A 20,650-nucleotide genomic window follows, 5' to 3' on the forward strand; every position below is an offset into this window, starting at 1 on the left:
AAAGTATGACAAAAACCGATTTAATTCAAAAAATCTCGGAAAAAGTCAGCTTTCTTAACAAGAAACAGACAGACAGGGTAGTGAATTGTATTTTTGAAAACATTAAGCAGGCACTGGAAAAAGCTGACAAGGTAGAGATAAGAGGCTTTGGGTCATTTACCATAAGAAAAAGAGACCCAAGAGAAGGAAGGAATCCATTAACCGGAGAAAAAGTTTATGTTCCTGCCAAGAAAGTTCCATTTTTCAGAGCAGGTAAAGAGCTTAAAAAAATGGTTAATACTTCAGAAAAAGCCTAAACCTTAAGCTTAGATATCAAATTGTTAAGTTTTTCTTTTGTCATTTTCAGAAGGCTAAATGTTTTAAGTCCTGAGAAATCGGGACTTTTTTCATTTTTGCAACCAGCTGTTTTTCCAAGGCTATAAACTTTTCTTAGAATAAACGGCTTACGCTGCTTCTGCATCATTCTTTCAGGATCAGCGATAGAATAAATAATAAATTTATTAACATTATAGTTGGAAATAACCCTGAATCAGGCAGACTGTCCGACAATTTCCTTTCGTCATTGCGAGCGACCGAAGGGAGCGTGGCAATCTAATCATAAAGCTGATAGCTGACAACTGAATGCTGAAAACTAAAAATGAGATTGCTTCGTCGCTTTGCTCCTCGCAATGACCATTCTTGGACAGCCTGCAAGCTACAGGAAACTTAATGGATCTAATACACCATGGTTGACAATATTGTATCCATAGTTGGAAGACCAAATGTTGGCAAATCAACTCTGTTCAACCGTCTTCTTGGAGAAAAAAAGGCAGTAGTTTCTGATTTTCCTGGAACAACAAAGGACAGAAACTATGCCAAATGCTTCTGGTCAGGCAAGAGCTTCCTCCTTGTTGATACAGGCGGGTTTGAACTAAATCCGAAAGAAAAACTTAAAACGTTAGTAAGAGAACAGACATTAACAGCAATAGAAGAATCCTGTGTTTTAATCTTTTTGCTGGATGGGAGAGAAGGGATTAATCCAATCGACAGAGAGATATCAGACCTCTTGAGAAAATCCAATAAAAAAATCATCTATGTTGTAAATAAAATTGACAACCCTAAAGATGAAGCAATGGCTCTCCCTTTTTATGAGCTAGGGATTAATAATTTTTTTTACATTTCATCAATACACGGATTAGGAATTGGAGAACTTCTTGATGAGATTATAAGTTATTTAAGTGCAGACCCGCATAAAGAACAGGATACTCAGCAACCGCTGGTAAAGATTGCAGTGTTAGGGCGTCCTAATGTTGGCAAATCATCTATTATAAATTCCATTTTAGGGAAACAGCGCTTTCTTGTAAGTGAGACACCGGGAACAACTGTTGACTCAATAGACATCTCATTAAAAACAGAAGATGAGGAGTTTTTATTTGTTGACACTGCAGGTATCAGAAAAAAATCAAGGATAAAAACAACCCTTGAGAAGGGTAGCACCTATTATTCAATAAAAAGCCTGAAAAAATGTTATGTTGCTGTCCTGGTAGTTGATGCCGCAGAAGGTGTAACAGACCAGGACCTAAAGATTGCAAATCTAATCCACAATGAAGGGAAAGGTTTTCTTTTTGTAGCCAATAAATGGGATATTGTTAAAGATAAAAATCTAAAACCTGAGCATCTTCAGAATGCCGGTATTTCAAACTTAAAAGATATAGCTGCAGATGAAAGAACTACAATAACAAAGAAGGAATATGCTGATTTCATCAGAAACCGCTTAGGCAATATTGACTATGCAAATATAATTTTTACTTCAGCAAAAACAGGATATGGCATCAAAAGTATCCTGTCACTGATATCCAAAACCTTTAAAGAAGCGACAAAAAGGATACCAACTTTTGAACTTAATAACCGCCTCTCCTCCTGGATACTAAAACACCATCCCCCTATGTTCCAGGGAAAAGAAGTTAAAATAAAGTATATGCACCAGATAAACACAGCTCCTCCAAGATTTCAGATATTTGTAAATTATCCAAAAGGAATACCAACGCACTATTGCCGCTATTTGGAAAAAAACATCAGGAATGACTTTGAATTTGCAGGAATACCAATAAGGATAAGTTTTAAAAAATAATATCTACTTCCCGTTAAGTTGCTTTGTCCCGAGATAAATATAATGAAAACCTGAGGTTATTGTTAAAATAGTTGTAAAAATAATAAATATTTTGAGTAACTTCACAGGAATAGAAACTTCAACTCCGTTAATCACCAATGCAATAAATACAGTTGATATTTGAAAAGCAGTAGTAACCTTTCCAATAATAGTTGGACTGGCTTTAAAATTGTTTGTTATAAATTGTATGACTACTGCGCCCATGACTATAACGAGTTCTCTGCTGATGAGAATAATTGTAAACCATAACGGAATCAATACTGGATTTTTAATTGTAAGCACAACGAATGATGATATAAGAAGAAACTTGTCAGCCAGAGGGTCAAGAATTGAACCAAGTTCGGTCTTAATTCCCCTGGTTCTTGCGATATAACCGTCAACTCCATCTGTAATTCCAGCAAGACAAAAAAGCAGCAGTGCGTAGGATTTCCATCCATAAGCTAATAGAATTATGAAAAAAGGAACAAACAGAATTCTTATAATTGTAATCCAGTTGGCAAGATTCATCTTTATATTTACTTAAGTGGATTATTTTAATATCATAAACCTTAAAAGCAGGATGTTTTTTGTCCTCTTAATTTATAGAACAGGTATCCACCGCTTGTCAAGATTAAGATCTTTCACCTTTTTAGACCTTTGCAATAAGGCTTTAATAATCTCCTTTAATAAGCAGTTCAGCTATCTGAATTGCATTAAGAGCTGCTCCTTTACGGAGGTTATCTGACACAATCCACATATTTAATCCATATTTAACTGTGTCATCCCTTCTTATTCTCCCTACAAAGCTTGGATCCTTTCCGGCAGCATTTATTGCCAGAGGATATTCCTTTTCCGATGGATTGTCTACCACTACTACTCCTGGCGCTTTTTTGAGAATTTCTCTTGCCTTCTCAGGAGAAATCTCTCTTTCAAACTCAACATTCACTGACTCTGAGTGACTGTGGAAAACAGGGACTCTTACTGTAGTTGCTGTAACTGCTATTGAATCATCTCCCATTATTTTCTTCGTTTCATTAACCATTTTTATTTCTTCCTTTGTATAGCCGTTTTCAAGGAAAGAATCTATGTGCGGTATACAGTTAAATGCAATCTGATGAGGAAACACTTTCTTCTCAACCTCTTTGAAATTAAGCATATCCTTTGTCTGTTTCATCAGCTCTTCCAGAGCCTTCCCGCCAGCACCTGATACTGCCTGATATGTAGAAACAACTACTCTTTTAATCTTTGCGTAATCATGGAGAGGCTTTAAAACAACCACCATCTGGATTGTTGAGCAGTTCGGGTTTGAAATTATACCGGAATGCTTTCTCAGGGCATGGGGATTAACCTCGGGAACGAGCAGAGGAACATGTTTTTCCATTCTGAAAGCACTGCTGTTATCAACGACAACAGCCCCTGATTCAACAGCCTTTGGGGCAAATTCGAGGCTCCTTGATGCCCCGGCTGAAAAGAGGGCATAATCTATGCCCTTAAATGAATCATTATCTAACTTTCTTACTTTTATATCCTGACCGTTAAATTTAAGAGTTTTCCCTGCTGACCTTTCTGAAGCCAGAAGCCTTAATTCGTTAACTGGAAATTTTCTTTCCTCAAGTATTGAAATAAATTTACTCCCTACTGCTCCGGTAGCACCTGCTATTGCAACGTTAAACTTTTTAGACATTATCAAATTGCCTCCACAAAATTATTAATTTTTTAAATTAATCTGTCTCTACTCTCACTTGCCTTATTAATTGTCAATACCATTTCTTCTACAGCTCTGCGAATCCCGACAAAAACAGATCTCGCAATTATACTGTGTCCTATATTGAGCTCTTCTATCCCGTCTATTCTGACTATATCTATAACATTTTTATAATTCAGCCCGTGTCCTGCATTAACTTTAATATTATTATCAAGTGCTTCAACAACAGCATTCCTGATTGCCATCAATTCCTTTTCCGCAACAGCAGGATCTTTTGCCTCTGAATATTTTCCTGTATTGATTTCAATATGGTCAAAATTGATTTTTTTACAGACTGCAAGCTGTTTTATAACAGGGTCTATAAAAACACCGACCTTGATTTTGCTCAACTTAAGATTCTCATTTGTTCTTCTCAGCTTATCCAACATACTTGCAATGTCAAGCCCTCCCTCGGTTGTAACTTCTTCTCTCCTCTCAGGAACAAGTGTAACTGTATCCGGTCTTACGGAACAGGCAATTTTCACCATCTCCTTGGTTGGAGCCATTTCAAGATTTAACTTTGTCCTGATAACTTCTCTTAGAATTTTCAAATCTCTTTCCTGTATATGCCTGCGGTCCTCTCTCAAATGGATTGTTATCCCGTCAGCTCCTGCAAGCTCTGCCTCTATGGCAGCCCATACGGGGTCAGGCTCTATTGTTTTTCTTGCCTGTCTCAAAGTAGCCACGTGATCAACATTAACTCCAAGCTTCAAGACTCTTACCTCCATTCAAAAACAATTTAAATTTTGATAAATTATTCCAACCTTCAAATCTCTTGCAAAGTTCGCAACAGCTAACAACGCATCTGCAAACATTTCTTTAATTATTTTTTACTTCGCTATCTATATCCTCTTTATGAGAATATCAATTACAATATTAGATATTCCTTATCGCATCAATAATTTTTACAGCCATAGAAATTTCTTTAACGTCGTGAACTCTTACTATATCCGCTCCGTTAAGAACCGCTGCACATACTGTTGCCAATGTGCCTTCCAGTCTCTCCCCTTTTTCAGCTGAAAGAAGGCTTCCTATGAATGATTTTCTGGAAGTGCCAATCATTAATGGCTTTCCGAGGTCTTTAAACTCAGTAAGTTTTTTTAATATAAGCAGGTTTCCCCTGACTCCCTTTCCAAATCCGATACCCGGATCAATTATAATTTTATTACGGTTCACTCCGGAGCTTTCTGCTTTTATTATACTATTCCTCAACGAATCTTTTATTTCACTTATAAGATTATTGTAGCTGATATTCTTTTGCATATCTTCTGGAGTGCCTCTTATATGAGAAAGAACAAGAGCGCAATTGAATTCCCCTGCGACTTCTGAGATAGACCCATCAAACTTCAATCCGCTAATATCATTAACAATATCAGCCCCTGAATCAAGTGCCGCCCTTGCAACCTCACTTTTATACGTGTCAATAGAAATGGGAACATTAATTTCTTTCCTGAGTTTTTTTATAATTGGAATTACCCTTGACAGTTCTTCTTTAGCAGGAATTCTCCTGCTCCCGGGTCTTGTTGATTCACCGCCTACATCAATTATATCAGCCCCGTTTTTAACCATATCATGAGCATGTTTCAGTGCAATATCAGAATTCATATATTTTCCACCATCATAGAAAGAATCCGGAGTTACATTCAGTATCCCCATAATCAACGTTCTTTTCCCGAGATCAAAGACCTTATCTCCTATCAACAAAGATCTTCCCATTATCTTTACCTCTTTTATCTTTGCCTCTTTCCCTTCAGAAAATGCGGGGTTAGAAAACCCCGCCTATCGACCTGTCTGCCGACAGGCAGGTAGGCGGGACATTCTTGTCCCGCTATTCCCTAATTTCATTAAATTCTAAATTCGAAGCACTAAATCCTAAACAAATTCAAATGACCAAAGTCCAAAATTCAAAACGGTTTGGAACATTAGAATTTTGAATTTTGATATTGTTTAGAATTTCGGATTTAGAATTTAGAGTTTTTTAACCTCACTCTTGTTTGATTATAGGAAAAGATGGGCTATCCAGTCTTTCAGGCTACAGGGGCAACAGCTTTTATTCCATTTACTATCTCATCAATCTCCGGACCTTCAAGCACTTCTTTTTCAAGCAGTGCTTTTGCAAGAGCATGAAGAGTATCAATTCTTTCAAGGATAAGGGATTTTGCCCTGTTGAAATTTTCCATTACAATCTTTTTAACCTCTTTGTCTATTGCTACTGCCGTAGCCTCGCTGTAATCCCTGTGCTGGGTAATTTCTCTTCCAAGAAATATCGCTTCTTCTTTTTTGCCAAAAGACAAAGGTCCCAACTCTACGCTCATCCCCCACTCACAAACCATTTTACGGGCAAGCTCTGTTGCTCTTTCAATATCATTTCCGGCACCGGTAGTAGGATGGGATAAGACAATCTCCTCTGAAGCCCTCCCTCCCAAAAGAATAGCAATATTGCTATTTAAATACTCTGCAGGATAAGTATGTTTTTCATCAATTGGCAGCTGCTGAGTTAATCCTAAAGACATTCCTCTTGGAATTATTGTAACCTTATGAATAGGATCTGTTCCGGGAATCAACTTTGCCACCAAAGTATGGCCTGCCTCATGATAGGCAGTATTCTTTTTCTCCTCATCACTTATAATCATGCTTTTTCTTTCAACACCCATCAGAACCTTGTCTTTGGCCTGCTCAAAATCAGGCATTTCCACTTTTTCCTTGCCAACCCTTGCTGCATAAAGCGCAGCTTCATTTACCAGGTTTGCCAGATCTGCGCCGGAAAAGCCTGGAGTCCCTCTTGCAATTACCCTTAAATCTACATTGCCGTTAAGCGGTATCTTTTTTGTATGTACTTTCAGTATTCCTTCTCTTCCTTTAACATCAGGCCTTGGAACAACTACCTGACGGTCAAACCTGCCAGCTCTGAGCAGGGCAGGGTCAAGAACATCGGGGCGGTTTGTTGCTGCAATTAAAATCACTCCCTCATTTGATGCAAACCCGTCCATCTCAACAAGCAGCTGGTTAAGAGTCTGCTCTCTTTCGTCATGCCCTCCTCCCAAACCCGAGCCTCTGTGTCTTCCAACAGCATCTATTTCATCAATAAAAATTATGCACGGGGCATTTTTCTTCCCCTGCTCAAAGAGGTCTCTTACTCTTGATGCTCCTACTCCAACAAACATTTCAACAAAATCAGATCCGCTGATCGTGAAAAAAGGGACATTTGCTTCACCTGCAATCGCTCTTGCCAACAATGTCTTTCCAGTCCCGGGAGGACCTATGAGCAGAACCCCTTTTGGTATCTTTCCCCCTAATCTCTGAAACTTCTGCGGGTCTTTTAAAAACTCAATAATTTCCTCAACCTCTTCCTTGGCTTCATCAACACCTGCAACATCTTCGAAAGTAACCCTGTTTTTATTTTCTGTTAAAAGCTTTGCCCTGCTTTTACCAAACGAAAGAGCTTTATTCCCCCCTACCTGCATCTGCCGCATCATGAATATCCATATCCCGAAAAGTATTAATATTGGAAGCCATGATGAAAGGAATACCAGATACCAAGGGCTTGTTGGCAGAGGTTCAACTGTTATACGGATATTTCTTTCCCGGAGCATTGTTATCAGCTGCGCATCATTGGGTGTATAGGTCTTGAAGCTTGTACCATCATCCTTTTTACCTTCAATATTATTTTCCTGAATCGTTACTTCAGAAATCTTTCCCTGCTCAATCATTTTGATAAAGTCAGAATAATTTATCTTTTTTTTATCATCTTTTGGGGTACTGAAGGCATTGAAGAGAACAATGGTAAAAATAATCAGTATTGCCCATAAAAGAATATTTTTATAGAGCTGATTCACAATTAACCACCTTTCATTACTGACAATTTTGATTTTTTTCAATTAGAGTAAGAAAGAATTCTTTAATTGTCAAGGGATTTTCCTTTATCATCAATTAGTTAAAACTAAGGTAGAATTTCATATTTTCATTTACGACTTTCTCTGGATTTTCTCAATATTTCTATTACATCACATTACCCAAATAAATATATGTTTAATAATTAATTAAGAGTAAATATTTTTTATAAGTGAATTACCCTCCCAGCAAGCTGGGGGGCATCTAAAAACTTAAATCGAGTTGATCATCATGTGCAATCTCTTCGAAAACTCTCTTGGTAAATTCTTCAAGCTCCTTTGTAAACAAATTCTTCCTATATTTTGGTATCCATACAAAATGATATTTCAGATCATATACTGCATGTTTCCATCTTCTAACTGGACTCATGCAATTAATTATGGCATATATCAATTCATTAATCGAGGACTGCTTTCATCTCCCCATCAAGCTGGGGAGTATTCAGCAGTGTTTTTTATAAATTAAACTTTGAGAGTAACTCCGGAGATGAAATCAGAAACAGAAAATAAAAAGAAAAGACTGTTAATTTTTTATACCTTTTTAATAATTTTACTATCCCTTACTATTTATTCAGATTCTTTAGAAGTCCCATTTCATTACGATGACCAGATGGCAATCGTAACCAATTATTCAATAAGACATTTAGATAACATTCCCAAAATACTCTTATCCAATCCTACAAGAGCTGTTTCAAACCTTTCTTTTTCTTTGAACTACTATTTTTGCAAACTTGAACCCTTTGGCTATCATTTGGTGAATCTGTTTTTTCATATTTTAAATGGGATATTGGTTTATTTAATTTTAAACTTAATTTTTACGTCTATCCCTTTAATACCGTTTGTTTCTGCCTTAATTTTTGTTTCTCATCCAATTAATGTGGAGTCAGTAACTTACATTTCAAGCCGGGCAGGGTTGATGAGCACAACCTTTTTTCTGTTGTCATTTTATCTTTTCATGGAATTCAGGAATTCAGATTTTAGCTTCAATAAAAAAATCCTGTTTTATTTCTTGATGATATTCTCCTATATACTTTCAGTCGGGTCAAAGGAGATTGGGATTACCTTGCCGGTGGTTTTAATCCTGTATGAATTCTGCTTTTTTAATAAAAATGAGCAAGCTCTTTCATGGTTTTCTGCTTTCAAAAATAAAATCTTTTATCTCCCTTTTTTTGCAATAATTCTTATGGCTTTTATTGTGAGGTATTACACTATCGGTTCTTTTTTTCATCCTACATTTACACGGAATCCTTATGTAAACTTTTTAACCCAGATTAACGTAACAATATCTTATATAAAGCTTCTTTTCCTTCCTGTTAATCTTAACGTGGACCGTCATTTCCCTTTAACCACAAGTTTTAATTTTACTACCCTTTGCTTTTCCGGTATAATTTTATTTATTTTCTGCTTAGCCTTTATATGTTTTAAAAACCGTAGTGAGATTTCTTTTTCTATTCTCTGGTTTTTTATAACTATTTCTCCCACGTCAGTTATCCCTCTTGAGGATGTGATGAGTGAACGATGGCTTTATCTTCCTTCAATAGGGTTTTCAATTTTCCTTTCCATGTCTCTTTATCGAATCTTTTGTAGGGGACGACCTCTGTGTCGTCCCTCTTTTTGGGCGGACAGGAACGTCCGCCCCTACTTCTATGCCTTTAGCCGAAGCAATCCACCCTCACCCCCTTTTATTACCTTGCCTGACGGCAGGCAGGAAGTAGGGCTGGGGGGATTTTTACGAAGGATTCCTTTCATTACTATTGTCTCAGCATTAATTATTTTGTTCTTTTCCATTGATACATACCAACGGAATTTAGTATGGAGTGACTGGATAAGCCTTTGGGAAGATACTGTTAAAAAATCTCCTCTAAATGCAAGAGCATTTTTGAACTTAGGAGTAGGTTATGAAAAAAAGGAGATGTTTAATGAAGCCATTGCTGCTTACAGGAGAGCTATAGAGATAGAGCCTTACCATGTTAAGGCTCATGCCAATCTCGGAACAGTATTTTCAAGGTTTAACAACTTCAGGGACGGCATCAGAGAATTAGAGATTGCTATAAAAATTAACCCGGAACTTGATGCAGCATATTTTAACCTCGGGACAACATATAAAAAAATGGGACTGCTTGATGAGGCAGTTATTGAGTATGAAAAAGCGCTGAGTCTGAAGCCTGATGATGAACTTATCAGGAGAGTGCTGATTAAGGTCATAAAACAGAGAGAAGTAATGAATGAGGAAATGAAAGACCCGGTAAAAGCCAAAGAAATAAAAAAGAAGCTCTCTGACAGCTATTATAACCTTGGAGCGATTCAGTTGATGGATAATGTGTATAATAAGGCAGAGGATTTTTTCAAGAAGGCTCTGGGCTATAATAACAGTAATATAATGGCAAAACTAAATTTAGGTAATGTATATTATTTAAAAGGAGAATTTGATGAGGCTATAAAGGAATTCAAAGAAGTTGTTAAAACTGATCCAAAGTTTTATAAAGCTTATTGGAATCTTGGTTTAGTTTATAAAGCTAAAGGTGATAAGGTTAATGCATTAGAGGTTTTTAAAAAATATTCAAAAGTTGAACCAGAAAATAGTGTTCTGAAAAAAGAGATTGAGGATTTAAGCAGATGAGCAGGAAGAAGCTGTCTTTTTTTGCTATGATTATCCAATGCCAGAAGGATTTGTTAATGTTCAGGGGGTTTTGCTCGCTTCAATAAAAGATATTGCTGCAATGAAAATGGTCGCTGTTTCTCAGAGAGGGAACAGAAGAGATTGTATTGATATTTATTACTTACTTAATATATTTTCTTTGGAAGAAATATTAAAATTTACCCAAAAAAAATATGAATAATTTGACATTTATCATGGATTGAGAGGGTTGGTGTATTTTAAAGATGCAGATGATGACCTTGAAGTGAAGAGAATAAAAATTTTTGATAAAAAATTAACCTGGGAAAAAGTAAAAACTGGAATTCTCAAAAAAGTAAAAGAATTTCAAACTATGAAAATGGGTAAATAATAGATGAATAAACTTTCAAAATCCTTTTTAATAGTTATTTTTTCCACCATATATCTCTTTTTACTAACCTCATATTCTCCAATAGTTCCATCATTAACTCCTTCAAGCATAATAATTGACAACTTTTCAAAAACTATATCAAAAAACGTAATACCTCCTGGTTGGGAAGCAAAGGAAAATGAAGGCAAAGTAGATTGCTCAATTGCAAAGCATGAAACAGGCAACTTAGTGTTTCATATAAAAAGTAAAGGCACATCAGTTGGAATTTATAAAACCTTAGAGATAGATATAAAACAGTATCCATATTTTTCATGGAAGTGGAAGGTGTCCAAACTTCCTCCGAATGGAGATGTTAGATCGAAAAGCACTGATGACCAGGCAGGAAACATCTACCTTGTCTTTCCCGGTGGTTTCCCTGAACAACTTCGCAGTAAAATAATTTCTTATCTCTGGGAAAGCAATGCTCCTAAAGGTCTGATGACAACAAGCCCTAAAAGAGGTAACACAAAAAATGTTGTAGTTGAAAGCGGAAAAGAAAAACTCGGCGAGTGGATAACAGAGAAGAGAAATGTTTGCGAGGACTATAAAAAACTTTTTAATGAAGAACCTGTAAAAACGGTAAAAATCTGCATCTGGATTGACTCGGATGATACTGAAAGCGAGGCAGAAGCATTCTATGACGACCTGATGTTTTCAAAAAATTAAGGAAAAAAGCGGGATTGGAAGGCTTGAGAATGTTGTTGGCAAAAGCTAAGGCTGAAGAAACTGTGTTATGTTTTTCTTTTGTCATTGCGAGCGACCACAGGGAGCGTGGCAATCTCTTTTTTCGCTATTGGTATTATTGAGATTGTGGAGCTTGTTCCGAGCGAAGCGAAGGAATCTGCTCAGGGTTTGCTTCGGCTTTGCCTCGCAACCGTTTCACTCCTCGCAATGACATTGCGTATTTATATTGCCGAGTACAGTATTATTTGCAATTTCTCCCAACAGGCTATTGCTATAACCTTTCTTGATTCTAACCTCAACTAATTTGCCTATCAGACTCCTGTCCCCTTCAAAATTTACAACTTTATTTTCTCTTGTTCTTCCTGTCAGCTTTCCATCTCCTTTCGCACTCTCCCCTTCAACCAGAATTTCTTTAATCCTCCCCTCTTCCATCTTATTCTTTCTGAGCGTTATTGCTTTTTGCAGATTCTGTAACTTTGAAAACCGCTTGCTTTTTTCTTCATCAGAAAGAGTCTCTTTCAGGCTCAAAGCAACAGTTTGGGGTCTTGGAGAATATTTAAAGGAATAAATAGAGTCATATTCTACTTCTTCAAGAATCCTTAAAGTGCCATTGTAATCCTCTTCTGTCTCACTGGGAAATCCCACAATTATATCTGTAGAAATTCCTGTATTTGGGATTCTTTCTCTCAGCATATCTACTTTCTCTTTATATTCCTCAACTGTATATTTCCTCTTCATGAGTTTTAAGATTTTATTTGACCCTGACTGCACAGGAAGATGCATATGTTCACAAACTTTGGGAAGCCCTGACATTGCATTGATAAGCTCAACAGAAAAATCCTTTGGATGGGATGTAATAAACCTTATTCTTTCAATTCCGCTAATCTCATTAATTTTCCCAAGAAGATTTATAAAATCTCTTCCATTTCCATTCTCTGCTTTATAGGAATTAACGTTCTGTCCAAGCAGTGTAATTTCCCTAAACCCATCCTTTGCAAGATTTTTTATTTCATCTACAATCTCTTTCTCGCTCCTGCTCCTTTCCGGTCCTCTCACATAAGGCACAACACAATAAGAGCAGAAGTTGTTGCACCCCTCCATTACTGTTACCAACGCTTTAACCCCGTCCTCTCTCTTTGCACCAATGCCAAAAGACTGTGTCAAACCAGCCTCGTTAATATCCTCAGATGATTCAGAATCGCGGGAAGGCGCAACGTTAACCACTTTCTTTCTTTGTCCAAGCTCTTTTAAAAACTGAGGCAATTTTGAAAAATTCAATGTCCCGAACACAAGGTCAACCTCTGGCGCCCGTTCAATTATTTTCTCCTTTTCCCTCTGGGCAATGCACCCACATACGCCTATTTTTAGGTTCGGGTTCTTTCTCTTTAATCTCTTCAACCTTCCAATCTCAGAAAAAACCTTTTGCTCGGACTTCTCCCTTATAGTGCAGGTGTTGAGGAGTATCAGGTCTGCCTTTTCTTTTTCCTGAACAAACCCGTAACCAGCGCTCTCCAGAATCCCAGCAATCTTCTCCGAATCATGTTCATTCATCTGGCATCCATAGGTCTGGATGAAGACTTTCAAGTTTTTATTTAATCCTTTCATTGGATTTACTTTTTATTCCTGTATCTATTTTGCATACATTTATATGCACTTGGCATACAAAAGTCAAATTCTCTCAAAAAAGGCTATTAAAATTCCATATCAGTAAAACTTTTATGGTATGAAAACCATATCTTTACAAATGAATTATAATTAGAATATATTTTAGCATTATTTGCATAATTCAATCACTGCAATCTTTCTTAAATCTCTGTAATCCTAAAAAGTAAGGAGAAAAAATGTACAGCAAAGATGTCGATATGAAATTTCTGTCCAAAATGATGATAAATACCCATCCTATGCGATTCAGGGAGAATTTCTGGTCAGTATTTGATGAAACAGTTAAACCAGATTTATCAAAAGAACCGGTTATTTTTGACCTTGGAACAGGACCCGGGCTGTTTCTAAAGGATATTGATGAAAGATTAAGCAAAGCAAAACTCTACGGCTATGATTCAAGCAAGGTGATGATAAAAACAGCGGAAAAACTTGTCTTCAAAAACGCAAAAGTAAAGTTTGAATTAAAGGATATTGTAGATAAATCATTCAGATTCCCAAGAAATGACATTGATTTAATCACAATTAACTTCACATTTCACAATATCAATTATCCTGTGCCGCTGCTTAAAAAAATAATAAAATCTCTCGCTGAGAAAAAAGGAATTTTCTTAATCTATGACTGGGTCAGGTCGCCTCTTAAGGCATATCTTGAATTCCATCAGTCCCTGCCAATGAATATAGATATTGAAAAACTTTATACAAGGTTCTCAGAACATAACCGCTACTCGCTTGAAGACATAGAATGGCTTCTTGCTGATAACGGATTTAAAATAAATAAAATTGAGAAGCTAACTGATTTGCATTGCTTGTTCATAGCCTCTGTTTAGAAATAAATATTTTTTCACTTGCATTTTAACCGCATTTTTGAAAAAAGTATTAAAATACCAGATACTCTAAACGCATTGAAGCAAAAAACACTTTGTAATTCCGCTTGATAAACATAGTAAAAAGGAAACTCTTTTGGATAACATAACTGTTCTTGGGGCTGGAAGCTGGGGTACAAGCCTGGCAAATGTTCTGGCTGACAACGGTTTTGAAGCAAAGCTCTGGGTATATGAAAAAGACCTTGCTGAAGAGATAAGGCTCAGACATGAAAACCCAATCTATCTTCCGGGAATACCTCTTTCAGAAAAAATCATTCCATTAAACTCCATTGAAGATGCCTGCAAAAACGCCAAGATTATAGTCTCTGTAATCCCGTCTCAATATGTAAGGAATATCTTAAATCAGGCAAAAGAATATATTGAACCCGGAACAATTTTTGTAAGCGCTTCAAAAGGGATAGAAAATATAACGCTTCTTACTATGTCAAAAATATTCTATCAGATTTTTGCTGAAAGAAGTGACATTAAATTTACAGCTCTGGGAGGTCCAACCTTTGCTGCAGAAGTCGGCAAGAAGTTTCCGACTGTTACTGTTCTTGCTGCGGAAGACCATGTTGTAGGAACATATGTTCAGAGAATCCTGAGCAATAAATATTTCCGTGTTTATACCAACGATGACCTGACAGGCGTTGAGCTTGGCGGAGCAATTAAAAATGTTATGGCTATTGCCGCAGGCATAACAGCAGGGCTTGAATGCGGACACAATACCTTGGCTGCCCTTATAACAAGAGGAATCGCAGAGATGTCAAGGCTTGGGATTGCAATGGGCGCAAAACTTCTAACCTTTGCAGGGCTTGCAGGAATCGGAGACCTTGTTTTGACCTGCACAGGGGACTTAAGCCGTAACCGTTCTGTAGGAATGAAAATCGCAAAAGGTATGAAGCTGGATGAAATATTGAAGGATATGAAAATGGTTGCTGAAGGAATTAAAACTGCGGAATCCGTTGTAGGGCTTACAAAAAAATATAATGTAGAAATGCCGATTTGTGAGCAGGTCTATGAAGTCCTTTTTAAAAACAAAGAACCTAAACAGGCAATTTCAGACCTCATGGGAAGAGATTTGAAAAGTGAATTTCAGGAAGGACTTCTTTGAAAGAAGCTCAAAAGTCAAAAATTAAATTTTTTTTATTTTGTATTTTTACTCAACCCCTTCAATCCTTGGAACATTGAACCTTTTTGCTGGAGAAAATTATTAATTGAATACTGGAAATTTAAAAAATATTTTAAAAGATGTCAAGTCTGGAAAAACCACCATTGATAAAGCAATAAAAGAATTAAAATTTCTCTCCTTTGAAAACCTCCACTTTGCGAGAGTTGACCATCATCGAAGCTTAAGAAAGGGATTTCCTGAAGTAATTTTCTGTCAGGGTAAAACCCCAGAACAGATAGAAAAAATTTCAAAAAGCATACTTTCAAGAGGTCAGGACCTTCTTGCCACAAGAGCAAACGATGAAGCCTATCAGGCTATTTTATTAGTATCCAAAGATGCAATATATAACCAGACAGGCAGAACTGTAGTAGTTAGAAGGCAGAAAAAAAAACCAACAAAAGGTTTAGTTCTGGTTGTAAGCGCAGGGACCTCGGACATCCCTGTTGCAGAAGAAGCATATGTTACTGCTGAAACTCTTGGAAGCAGGGTTGAAAAGCTTTATGATGTCGGAGTTGCAGGAATACACAGACTTCTGGCAGAAACAAAGAAGCTGTTTGAAGCACGGGTTTTAGTGGTAGTTGCTGGAATGGAAGGAGCTCTTGCTAGCGTCATAGGAGGAATAGTGGACAAGCCGATTATTGGTGTTCCAACAAGCATTGGATATGGCGCAAGCTTTAATGGTATTTCAGCGCTTCTGACAATGCTCAACAGCTGCTCATCCGGAATTGCAACAGTTAATATTGATAACGGATTCGGTGCCGGCTACATTGCGCACAGCATTAATATTTTAGGAGAAACAACACAGAGGTAAAGACGAGATAACGTAACTGTAAAATCCTAAATTCGAAATCCTAAATTCTAAACAAGCGCAAATGTTCAAAATACAAATGACCTAAACAAAAGAAAAATTTTGAAATTTGAATTTGTTTACCCCGCTTAGAAATTTTACTTTCTAACGGGGTTTAGGATTTAGATATTGGTATTTAGGATTTAAATTAGGCTTTCAATTTAAATACTGAAGATAGTGGTTAGTTAGGCAAATGGCAAAAGGGATTTTCATTACAGGAACTGATACAGGCGTAGGCAAAACAATTATCTCCTGTGCGCTGGCTGCGCTTTTAAAAAAACGCTTTGTAGATGCAGGTGTAATGAAGCCAATTGAAACAGGATGCAAAGTTAAAAAAGGAAAACTTTTCCCTGAAGATGCAGCCATGCTTAAAACCTATGCAGGAATTTCAGACAAATTGGAAGATATATCTCCCTGCAGATTTAAAAGCCCTTTAGCTCCTATGGCTGCATCATTGGTCGAGAAAAAAAAAGTCAACATGGAAAGAATAAAAAATTGTTTTGAGCAGTTAAAAAAAGCACATGATTTTTTAATCATAGAAGGAATAGGGGGACTGCTTGTGCCAATCAAAAAAAACCTTTTTGTCTCTGACCTCATAAAATCTTTTAATTTTCCTGTCATAATTGTATGTCATCCAGGCCTTGGAACTCTTAACCATACCCTGCTGACATTCAGGGAAGCAAAAAGGTCAAATCTAAGAATAAAAGGAATAATAATCAATAATTACGATTATGAATCCAAAGACTTAGCATACAGAACAAATCCAGCAATAATAAAAAAACTTCTAAAGCCTGAATTTGTAATCCCTTTCCCAAGATTAAAAAAATTAAAATACAATACTATTTTAAATGCTGCTGAAAAGCATCTGAAAGCGGTAGCTGATATTTTGGTTGATAAATGAAATATTCTGAGGTTTAAATGAAAAAATCAAAATCAGAGAAAACAAAATCAGTTCAGGGTTTACAGGAAGAAAATATTCCTGAAACTCTTCCTGTCCTCTCGCTCATGAGTTCAATAATTTTTCCGCATGATGTCCTGTCCCTCGAAATTGCAAGAAAGCTTAACCTGAATACAATTAAAAACAGGGTATCAGAGGGAGGGCTTGTCGCGCTTGTCCTCCAGAAAGATCTGAGCAAAAGCGAGATATCTTCAAAAAACCTATCCAGAGTCGGAGTTGCCTGCAGGGTTATAAATAAAATGAACCTCACGAACAACACTGTTCAGGCAGTATTTCAGGGGATAATAAGAATTGAAATAGAAAAAATCATTAAGACCGTGCCGTGTATAGTGGCAAAAGTCAAACCCATTTTCTGCCCTGATGAAAAATCAAAGGAAATCACGCTTATTATAAGAAAGGTAATGCAGTATTTTGAAGAACTGGTATCGCTTGATGAAAAATACCCAAAGGAACTGATAACAATTTTGAAAAGGAATATTCAGGGACCCTGCCGTTTTGCTGACCTTGTAGCCACTTATTCTAACTTTGCAATAACTGAAAAACAGAAAATTCTTGAAGTGTTAAACTGCAGGGAAAGACTCTTAAAACTGGCTTCAATGCTCGGCATGGAAGTTAAAAAATTAAAGATTGAATCTGATATAATAGGAAAAATAGAACAGGACCTTGACAAATCACAGAAGGAATACTTTCTTAGGCAACAACTTAAGATTATTAAAAAAGAACTCGGAGAAGAAGAGCCTCAGGAAACAGAAATTAGAAACCTCAAGAAAAAATTAGAATCATTGAACATCCCCTCTGGGGTAAAAAAAGAAGTTTTCAAAGAAATCGACCACCTCTCAATAATAACATCTTCAACTGCTGAATATCTTGTTATAAGGAACTACATTGACTGGCTGATAGAAATGCCTTGGGACAAATCCACAAAAGATACGATTGACATAAAAAAAGCAAGAGAGATTCTTGACTATGACCATTACGGGCTGGAGAAAATTAAAGAAAGAATAATTGAATTTCTCTCAGTGCTTAAAATAAAAAAAGAATTAAAAGGACCAATCCTCTGCCTTGTAGGACCTCCGGGAACAGGAAAAACCTCACTTGGAAAATCCATAGCAAAAGCCATGGGAAGAGCCTTTGTTAGAATTTCTGTAGGAGGAATGAGAGATGAGGCTGAAATAAAAGGACATCGCAGAACATATGTCGGAGCAATGCCCGGAAAAATCATTCAGGAAATCAAAAGAGCCGGAAAAAACAACCCTCTGTTCATGATTGATGAAATTGATAAGATGGGGGCAGATTTCAGAGGCGACCCGTCCTCTGCAATGCTTGAAGTTTTAGACCCTGAGCAGAATTCATCATTTTCAGATCATTATCTCAACATACCATTTGACCTCTCAAAAGTTTTCTTTATAACTACCGCGAATATCCTTGATTATATACCAGGACCATTACGTGACAGAATGGAAGTGATAGAGATTTCAAGTTATACCGAGGAAGATAAACTTATTATTGCAAAAAAATACCTCCTCTCAAAACAGCTTGAAGCAAACGGATTATCAGAAAAAGATTTGGAGCTTACTGATAATTCAATAAAAGAAATCATAACAAGCTATACAATGGAAGCAGGCTTGAGAAACCTCGAAAGGCTAATAGGAAATATCTGCAGGAAAATAGCAACCAATATTGCTGCAAATGAACCTTACAAAAAGGTTGTTGATGTGAACGATTTAGAAAGTTTTATTGGGCCCAAAAAATTCCTCCCTGAGATAGCAGAAAGAAGTCCTGAAATTGGAGTCGCAACAGGATTGGCATGGACACCCTTTGGCGGAGAAATTATGTTCATTGAGGCAACCAAGATGAAGGGGCGGGGTGAAATGATAATCACCGGACAACTTGGCGATGTAATGAGAGAGTCAGTTCAGGCTGCAATGAGTTATGTAAGGTCAAAATCAAACGACTTAAACATTCCTGCAGAAAGTTTTTCAGAATTTAATATCCACATTCATTTTCCTGAAGGTGCAATTCCAAAAGACGGACCCTCGGCAGGAGTTGCTGTTGCAATTGCAATAGCATCAATTTTTACTGAAAAACCTATAAGGCACGATGTGGCAATGACAGGAGAAATTACTTTAAGAGGTAAAATTCTTCCTGTTGGCGCTATTAAAGAAAAAGTTCTTGCTGCTTACAGGGCAGGGATTAAAAAAATAATCCTTCCTGTGCAAAATGAAAAAGACCTCTATGACATCCCGCAAAGCATAAAAGATAAACTTTCTTTTTTATTCGTTGATAATGTAAAAGTTGTTTTAAGTGAAATGCTAATTGTTAATTCTAAAAGCAGTTAATTACTTTATAAAAAAAGCAACTATGTCGGATTTTTGAACATTTTTTAACCTAACTTTTCAATACGTTAGAGACAAATCAAGTAAAATGTTCAAAAACTGAACACTTTTCCAAACAGAAAAAATATTTTTTTGTTTTTTTAATCTTAAAAACTACATTTATTTTATTAAAATACAAAGGGTTAGAAGATAATTTATCTAATGCCTGCAAAATGGCACTGATTTTGCATAGTTTCCTAAGATTGGGAAAAATCGTTTTATCAAGATTAGGAAAAGGAGGTTAAAAGGTTTATTATGAAAAAAATTATAATTAAAAAACCAGAGGTGCTGTCACTTGTCATTTTTGCTTTTATTTTCGTATTTAACACAGTTCTTATAAGCTCTGTTTTTTCATCTGATGATATTTCATTAACGACGATACCTAATAAAGGCAAAAAGGGGAAAATTGACAGCGTTATAAAAGAACTGATAGGAAAGTTTTCAGCAAAGGGATTGCCAGAGGCTCAGAAGTTCGCTTCTGAACGCAATATCAAGTTAAAAAATAATAAAGTTGAAGTTATTTTAACCCTGGTAGATGGTTCATCAATTGACAATAATGCTTTATCCTCGCTTGGAGTTGAAGTTGATAAGTCATATGATAATTTAATAAAAGCTTATGTGCCGATATATCGTTTAAAAACTTTAGAAAGCAAATTCCCTGAAATCCAGAGAATAAGACTTCCCTTTAAGCCCTTGGAACTGCATACAAGCGAAGGCGTGAGTCTAACTGGCGCCTCAAGTTGGCAAACATCAGGCTACAAAGGAGCAGGATTAAAGATTGCAGTAATAGACCTCGGTTTTGATAACCTCACAGAAACAAAAGCCCATGGAGACCTTCCGTCAACAGTTATCACACACGATTACACAGGTGCCGGACTTGAAACAGACACTGTCCACGGAACTGCAGTAGCAGAAGCTGTCTATGATATGGCGCCTGATGCACAGCTCTATCTTTATAAAATAGGTGATGAAGTTGACCTTGCAGCGGCAAAAAATGATTCTATAACTAACGGAATAAATATAATTAACCATTCTGTAGGATGGGTAAATACAGGAGCATATAATGGAACTGGAATAATATGCAATATTGCAAATGATGCAAGGACAAACGGAATACTCTGGGTTAATTCAGCAGGTAATTATGCTGCCAAGCATTATGAAGGCATATTTACTGATACAGACGGAGACGGATGGCATCAATACATCTCATCACCAGTTGATGAAATAAACTGGATATCTGCTTCAGCAGGAGAGTATATTTCTGTGTTTTTAAGCTGGGAT

General features: G+C 36.6%; 17 protein-coding genes and 1 pseudogene. 11 read left to right on the forward strand and 7 right to left on the reverse strand.

Translation table 11 applies throughout. The annotated features are described in order from the left end of the window. The first annotated feature begins 5 nt into the window (after window positions 1-5). On the forward strand, window positions 6-296 hold the full coding sequence (locus A3H37_04860; GenBank protein OGL49274.1) for an integration host factor subunit beta: 291 nt from the start codon (window positions 6-8) through the stop codon (window positions 294-296). A gap of 428 nt (window positions 297-724) precedes the next feature. Continuing rightward, entirely contained in the window at window positions 725-2,110 is a 1,386-nt protein-coding gene (locus A3H37_04865) for a ribosome biogenesis GTPase Der (GenBank protein OGL49275.1), read from the forward strand. A 3-nt stretch (window positions 2,111-2,113) separates the two neighbouring features. On the opposite strand, the gene A3H37_04870 is transcribed toward A3H37_04865, so the two are convergent. The 6 genes from A3H37_04870 to A3H37_04895 form a co-directional block, all read right to left on the reverse strand. After that, window positions 2,114-2,656: a hypothetical protein gene (locus A3H37_04870; GenBank protein ID OGL49276.1), complete on the reverse strand. Its 543-nt coding sequence runs from the start codon at window positions 2,654-2,656 to the stop codon at window positions 2,114-2,116. 142 nt (window positions 2,657-2,798) lie between these two features. Then, entirely contained in the window at window positions 2,799-3,812 is a 1,014-nt protein-coding gene (locus tag A3H37_04875) for an aspartate-semialdehyde dehydrogenase (GenBank protein ID OGL49277.1), read from the reverse strand. A gap of 32 nt (window positions 3,813-3,844) precedes the next feature. Then, a complete protein-coding gene (locus tag A3H37_04880; protein ID OGL49278.1) occupies window positions 3,845-4,600 on the reverse strand; it encodes a pyridoxine 5'-phosphate synthase in 756 nt (251 codons plus the stop codon). Window positions 4,601-4,748: 148 nt separating this feature from the next. After that, a complete protein-coding gene (locus A3H37_04885; protein ID OGL49279.1) occupies window positions 4,749-5,588 on the reverse strand; it encodes a dihydropteroate synthase in 840 nt (279 codons plus the stop codon). Between the two features lie 311 nt (window positions 5,589-5,899). Continuing rightward, the gene (locus A3H37_04890; protein OGL49292.1) at window positions 5,900-7,708 is read right to left on the reverse strand and encodes a cell division protein FtsH; all 1,809 of its coding nucleotides are present in this window, start codon (window positions 7,706-7,708) and stop codon (window positions 5,900-5,902) included. Window positions 7,709-7,967: 259 nt separating this feature from the next. Further along, entirely contained in the window at window positions 7,968-8,156 is a 189-nt protein-coding gene (locus A3H37_04895) for a hypothetical protein (GenBank protein OGL49280.1), read from the reverse strand. A gap of 93 nt (window positions 8,157-8,249) precedes the next feature. Here A3H37_04895 and A3H37_04900 point away from each other — a divergent pair, with 93 nt between their 5' ends. From A3H37_04900 to A3H37_04910, 3 genes are all read left to right on the forward strand, one after another. Next, window positions 8,250-10,382 (forward strand): hypothetical protein, encoded by a 2,133-nt coding sequence (locus A3H37_04900; protein OGL49281.1) that lies wholly within the window; start codon window positions 8,250-8,252, stop codon window positions 10,380-10,382. Window positions 10,383-10,419: 37 nt separating this feature from the next. Continuing rightward, the gene (locus A3H37_04905) at window positions 10,420-10,602 is read left to right on the forward strand and encodes a hypothetical protein (GenBank protein ID OGL49282.1); all 183 of its coding nucleotides are present in this window, start codon (window positions 10,420-10,422) and stop codon (window positions 10,600-10,602) included. A 171-nt stretch (window positions 10,603-10,773) separates the two neighbouring features. After that, window positions 10,774-11,475 carry a hypothetical protein gene (locus A3H37_04910; protein OGL49283.1) on the forward strand — a complete coding sequence of 234 codons (702 nt, stop codon included), beginning with the start codon at window positions 10,774-10,776 and terminating at the stop codon, window positions 11,473-11,475. A gap of 213 nt (window positions 11,476-11,688) precedes the next feature. Here the strand turns inward: A3H37_04910 and A3H37_04915 are convergent, their stop codons facing one another. Next, window positions 11,689-13,098: a tRNA (N6-isopentenyl adenosine(37)-C2)-methylthiotransferase MiaB gene (locus A3H37_04915; protein OGL49284.1), complete on the reverse strand. Its 1,410-nt coding sequence runs from the start codon at window positions 13,096-13,098 to the stop codon at window positions 11,689-11,691. Between the two features lie 236 nt (window positions 13,099-13,334). Here A3H37_04915 and A3H37_04920 point away from each other — a divergent pair, with 236 nt between their 5' ends. From A3H37_04920 to A3H37_04945, 6 genes and pseudogenes are all read left to right on the forward strand, one after another. Then, window positions 13,335-13,982 carry a hypothetical protein gene (locus A3H37_04920; protein ID OGL49285.1) on the forward strand — a complete coding sequence of 216 codons (648 nt, stop codon included), beginning with the start codon at window positions 13,335-13,337 and terminating at the stop codon, window positions 13,980-13,982. Window positions 13,983-14,079: 97 nt separating this feature from the next. Further along, the gene (locus A3H37_04925) at window positions 14,080-15,132 is read left to right on the forward strand and encodes a glycerol-3-phosphate dehydrogenase (protein OGL49286.1); all 1,053 of its coding nucleotides are present in this window, start codon (window positions 14,080-14,082) and stop codon (window positions 15,130-15,132) included. A 103-nt stretch (window positions 15,133-15,235) separates the two neighbouring features. After that, window positions 15,236-16,000, forward strand: a complete 765-nt coding sequence (locus A3H37_04930; GenBank protein OGL49287.1) for a 1-(5-phosphoribosyl)-5-amino-4-imidazole-carboxylate carboxylase — start codon at window positions 15,236-15,238, stop codon at window positions 15,998-16,000. A gap of 229 nt (window positions 16,001-16,229) precedes the next feature. Beyond that, the gene (locus A3H37_04935) at window positions 16,230-16,937 is read left to right on the forward strand and encodes a dethiobiotin synthase (GenBank protein ID OGL49288.1); all 708 of its coding nucleotides are present in this window, start codon (window positions 16,230-16,232) and stop codon (window positions 16,935-16,937) included. A 17-nt stretch (window positions 16,938-16,954) separates the two neighbouring features. After that, on the forward strand, window positions 16,955-19,333 hold the full coding sequence (locus A3H37_04940; GenBank protein OGL49289.1) for an endopeptidase La: 2,379 nt from the start codon (window positions 16,955-16,957) through the stop codon (window positions 19,331-19,333). Window positions 19,334-19,624: 291 nt separating this feature from the next. After that, window positions 19,625-20,650, forward strand: a pseudogene (locus A3H37_04945) (hypothetical protein).

Source organism: Candidatus Schekmanbacteria bacterium RIFCSPLOWO2_02_FULL_38_14 (assembly GCA_001790855.1).
Taxonomy (GTDB): domain Bacteria; phylum Schekmanbacteria; class GWA2-38-11; order GWA2-38-11; family GWA2-38-11; genus 2-02-FULL-38-14-A.